Genomic DNA, 5,453 nt, shown 5'->3' with positions numbered 1-5,453 from the left:
CCTGAGGTATCGCCGTTGACCACCAGCTTATCGGTGTTCGATGCGTCATCACCGAGCACGGAATTGAAGACCAGTAATCCCCCGCTGCCTGCGTAATTGCCCTTGACATTAAGTACCGTACCGCCGGTACCACCGAAGGTGACGCTACCGCTATTAGAAAGAGCAGCAACTGTTGTACTGAAACCGCCGAGATCAAGTGTACCGTCGGTGCCCACCGTATAGCCCGACGATGTGGTATTGAACGCACCCGCCGCCCCTTGGCTTAGCGTCCCTCCAGCCACGGTAGTCAGTCCGGTATAGGTATTGATGCCTGAAAGTGTTTGGGTGCCCGCGCCAGTCTTGGTTAAACCACCCGTACCGTCGATCACCCCAGCAAATGTGCTATCGACACCGCTATCCAACGTGAGATTACCGTGTCCCATCGCAATAGCGCCGGCACCCTTCAGACCGCCAATAGTCATATCCAAATCAGACATATCGGCCTTGGCGTCGGCAGCGACATTCACCACGCCTGAGCCAAACGCAGTCACAGTCGTCGCCTTCACCATGCCTTTCTCAACCGTCAAGCCACCGCTGAAACTGTTGTCGCCGGACAAAATCAACGTGCCATCACCACGCTTCCATACCGCGCCCTGACCGGAAAGCACTTGAGAAACCGTGAATGCATTGTTTGCATCGACGATATCAAAGCCCCCGCCATGCTCGCCGAGTGTCATCGCACGAGCGCTAGACGTGTACTGGGTGCCTGTCACCTGGAGCGTACCGCCATCAAACGTCAATCCACCTGCGACGGCGCCAAGATTGGCATCATCGGAAACCGACAAGGTTCCGTGACTCAAGGTCCATGCGGTGACATCCCCGGTCGTGCCGGTGAGCGTCCAGGTGCTGTCGCCAGTCTTTTCGAACTTGCCAAACCCACGATATTGCGCGGCGCCGCCAATGCTGGACACATCAAAAGCTGAGTTGGCATCCCCGCCCAGTTTAAAGGTGTCGGCCTCACTGAACGCAAGCACGTTGCCGCTGATGACCGATCCAGCCTGCAGTTCAAGTGAGTTTATACCGCCGGTAAAATATACCGCTGCGGCTTGGGTCGACCCATCGACAGTCACACCTCCTGGCATGCCGCCGGTGATGCTGCCAGCATTCACAAGAGAGACATTTTCGCCTTTAACGCCAACCCCTCCCCGACCAGATTGATCATTAGCGGCAGGCCCCCCTGCTCCCCCTGTAATAGAAGCCCCAGCAGCGTTTACGACCTGTCCGCCTGCAGTCAAAAGCACACCCGCCCCACCATCCCCCCCCCTACCAGTATGGAGCGCTACTCTCCCTCCTCCATCACCTCCGACAATCGTGCCACCGTTGATTAGATGGCCTCCCGACAACAGTATTACCCCCATGCCACCGCCACCGCCGCCGCCACTGCCAGTTATAACCCCGCCCTCCCCCCCCCGAATAACGCCACCGCTGGCGACGGTAATCCTGGCAGACGTGATAACACCACTTCCGCCGCCGCCGCCTCCAGCATTGCCAGAAGCTCCACCTCCGCCAACGCCACCGCGACCTCCGATCACACTTCCTGTACCCGCAATATCGACATCCGCTGTTGCAGCAAGGCCAACACCACCGCCACCGCCGCCGCCAGCGCTGACTGTTGCGTCTGCCGACTGACCTGCAGCACCAGCGTCGCCGATGATCGCAGTGCTAACGGTTTGGCTTGATGAAACGACTCTCCCTGCCGCACCGGTTTCTCCTGGACGGCCAAGAGTAGCCCCGCCTGCAGCGCCACCATGCGCGCCGGCCCCAGTCGATGTGTTTACCGCACCGCCGCCGCCGCCCGCAATCCCTTGTTGGTAATTAACGGGTTCTTTCCCTACCGCCTCATCGTCTGTCCCATCTACACCACCCATTCCACCCCTATTTGGATACGCTCCAAAACCGTTCCCGCCATCGGCCATCGCCACCGACGGCGTCAAAAAACCACTTCCGAGCAGTACAACGCTGCCGACCATTAGCGCCGGCAACCACATTCTCGGTAGGCGCAGAGTCAGTGATTTCAGCTTGAAATCATTCTCGACACGGCCTGTACCAACCAAAAATTTATTTGAAGAGTTCATGAGATTAAGTCCAGAAAAAACAGGAAACAGAACTGGCGATTAATACAACCGCCACCGCCAGTTTGATAAACCGAACTCAGAGCACGACAAGTAGCCCCAATCGAAAAACGATAAGACTGATCGAACAAACACGCATTCAGAGTTCAAAAAAACCACAGCTATCAGCAATCATCACAAACAAAGACCACACGCACTCTCCACCGAGTCTCATATATTTGCTCCAGGCGTCTCACAATCGAATTACCGAAAGTGCGGAGCAGCTAGTAAAACCTCAGAGATATAGAGGTGAAAAGGCTCTAACTCGCGAAAGCCCGCGTCATGCAACAGCAACGTGATCAGCATGCCTCTACAATCGGGGCGTCCCGATACATGGCCCCCCTTTAAAAACAGGCTTTACACTAACCAAGAATGCAGTGAGACTTTTAAGCAAGTCGTGACCTGCACATAATGGGGTGCCCCTCACGCTCCGCAACTAAATAGAATGACTTTACCAACGGAGTAAAAAAGATGAGTTTAACCAGAACACTTTTTGTCGGCGTGGCGCTGGCCAGCCTGCTGCTTGGCGGTTGCACCTCAAAAATCACTCAGAAGGAGCAGTACTCAGGGTTTCTACCTGACTACAACAACCTGCAGGAAGTCACCACCCCCAGTGGTGAGAAAGCCATGCGTTGGGTGTCCCCGTCCTGGAACGCGAACGCTTACACCACCGTAGTCTTCAAGCAACTGGAACTGTACCCGGCCCCCCAGCCCAATGAGCGGGTCAACCGTCAGACGCTGGATCAGTTGCAAACCTACATGAGCGACAATGCCAAGAGCGTGCTGAGCCAGAAGTACCGCGTAGTACCGATCTTCCAACCCACCGTCGCCACTTCGCAGACCCTTGTCTTACGCGCCGCGATTACCGGAGTCACAGCCTCTAATGAGGGCATGAAATGGTACGAGGTACTTCCAGTCGCCGCCGCGATTGGCGCGACTGAGGCGGCCACCGGTCACCGCGACCAAAACACCGAACTGTACGTCGAAGGCGAACTGATCGACGCCAGAAATGGCCAAACGATGGCCAAAGTCGTGCGCAAGCTCCTGGGCGAGCACATAAGAAATGCAAGCCAGCCGATTACTGCCAACGATTTCAAGGCAGCAATAAAAGAGATGACCAACGATATGCAACTATTCTACAAATAACAGCAGAACGCATCATCGGTTCAGTCAATAGGACTGAACCGCTGATGCTGCCGGGAACACCGGCCACCGACCAGATCTTGTCGTCAGGTCCGACTGAGCGCAGTGCACTTAGCCAATGCCTCTCGGAAAAAATGCATACCCCCAGTACATCGCAAATAACTTGAGGATGTACACTAGTGTGCTGTCTCACAAATAAAGCTCCTCATGCCTGTGAGGCCATTGCCTGACGGGCTCGCGGTATCTTGTTCAAAATATCTTCCCCCTTGGCGTTCCAGTCGTAGCGAGTCGGCTGCGCATTTCGCAGTGCCAGGAACGTGGTGATCGAGCTTTCCAGTTCGCGAACCGAACTGAAACTGCCGTCACGCAGGTACACCGTGATATCGCGAAAGAAGCGTTCAACCATGTTCATCCACGAACTCGAGGTCGGGGTGAAATGCATGTGGAAGCGCTTGTGCTTTTCAAGTCAGGCCTTCACTTTCGGGTGTTTGTGCGTGGCGTAGTTGTCCACGATCAGATGCAATTGGAGCGGCTTGGGTGTTTCGCGATTGATCTTTTTGAGAAACTCCAGCCATTCCTGATGCCGGTGTTGGCGCTCGATGGAACTGATCAAGCGTCCCTGAAGATAATCCAGCGCAGTGAACAAAGTGACGGTGCCATGGCGGACATAATCGTGCGATTGCGTGCGGATATGCCCGATTCCCAAAGGCAGTCCAGGCTGAGTGCGCTCAAGGGCCTGAACCTGGCTTTTTTCATCGCAACAGAGCACCAGAGCCTTATCCGGCGGATCCAGATACAGCCCAATGACGTCCCAAAATTTCTCTTCGAAGTTTGGATCGTTGGACAGTTTGAAGATGCGTGTCAGGTGCGGTTTTATGTCGTTGGCGCCCCATATACGCTGGACGCTGGCCGGTGAGATGCCGGCGACTCGCGCCATGCTTCGACAGCTCCAGCGAGGCTGACCGATACGCGGCTGAGTGACTTGCTCAAGGGTTCGTTTCAACGCTTCGGCCGGCAAGGATGGCTTGCGACCTCGCCCGGGCAGATCCACCAGGCCTTGTAGACGCAGCTCTTGAAAACGCTTGCACCAGCGGGTGACTGAAACAACGGAGAGACCGGTCAACTGGGCAATCTCGTTACGAGAACAACCTTGAGCCGCCAGCAAAATCACCCGCGCCCGACGACCGTCGCGCTGACTGATCGTGGCTGATCTTATGCGCCGACTCAGTTCAATGTGTTCGTCTTCACTGAGCACGATGTCCTGAGAACTCAAGTGATCACTCCAGGTACTGACTGACCACAGAAGCATAGCTCAGGCTAGAAACTTATTTCAGAGACAGCACACTAGATAATGCTGCCGGCAGATTTTTATCACATTACGGCGCTATTGGTGTTGATATATTTTTCATTATAAGCGGATTTGTAATTTATACATCCGCCACAAAAAATAGTCCAACACCTATCGAATTTGCGATTCAGAGAATTGCCAGAATTGCCAGAATTGCACCAACCTACTGGCTATTCACTGCCATATCTGCGGTAGTCATAATTTATTTTCCAAGTGTTTTGTTTTTTGCAAAATATGAAACACTCCTCACCATAAAAAGCATGCTATTCATTCCAACACAAAACCCTTCTGGCATGGGCCTCCTCCCACTTCTTACCGTTGGAAGGACACTTAATTTTGAAATGGCATTTTACTTGATATTTTTTATTTCATTATTCCTACCAAGAATGTTTTTGGTCCCATCCATAATTAGCGGTGTGGTTTTGCTCCAGTCTGCAGTCCCTCACCTGGGAGGCGCATTCGAGTTTTATGGTAGAGGTGCTGTATATGAATTCCTTTTGGGAGTTGGATTAGCTATCGCTTACGACCGAGGATATTTAAGTAAAACCCCGTTTAGCGCAGCATTGACCGGCACACTTTTGGCGGTCTTTCTCATTGGGTCCAAGCCATACGTTTCGCACGATCCATTATGGTCTGGCCTGCCCTGCATGTTGATAGTCGCCGCCTTTATATCACTGGAAAAATACTTAGGGAGACGCTGCAAAAATAGCCAACCGTCCCCACCCTTGGCACACTGAGTACCTTCAACCAACCACCCTCTCCGTGAGCGTTACGCGCGTGCAGAAGACCTTCTCCGAACTCGAATACACCGG

At 53.7% G+C, this 5,453-nt stretch carries 3 protein-coding genes and 1 pseudogene; 2 read left to right on the top strand and 2 right to left on the bottom strand.

The genetic code is table 11. The annotated features are described in order from the left end of the window. On the bottom strand, positions 1-1,148 hold a 1,148-nt coding region (locus ACZYSM_RS28815), incomplete at its 3' end, for an autotransporter-associated beta strand repeat-containing protein (protein ID WP_489077029.1). Positions 1,149-1,367: 219 nt separating this feature from the next. Here ACZYSM_RS28815 and ACZYSM_RS28810 point away from each other — a divergent pair. Continuing rightward, complete coding sequence (locus tag ACZYSM_RS28810) at positions 1,368-1,718, top strand: hypothetical protein (RefSeq protein WP_489077027.1); 351 nt, start codon at positions 1,368-1,370, stop codon at positions 1,716-1,718. Between the two features lie 903 nt (positions 1,719-2,621). After that, positions 2,622-3,296: a DUF3313 domain-containing protein gene (locus ACZYSM_RS28805; protein ID WP_489077011.1), complete on the top strand. Its 675-nt coding sequence runs from the start codon at positions 2,622-2,624 to the stop codon at positions 3,294-3,296. Positions 3,297-3,498: 202 nt separating this feature from the next. Here the strand turns inward: ACZYSM_RS28805 and ACZYSM_RS28800 are convergent. Further along, positions 3,499-4,566 (bottom strand): annotated as a pseudogene (locus ACZYSM_RS28800) (IS630 family transposase). Between the last annotated feature and the right edge of the window lie 887 nt (positions 4,567-5,453).

The organism is Pseudomonas sp. F220 (assembly GCF_057813935.1).
Note: the sequence above shows the minus strand (reverse complement) of the source record. Positions and strands in the feature narration are given on the sequence as shown.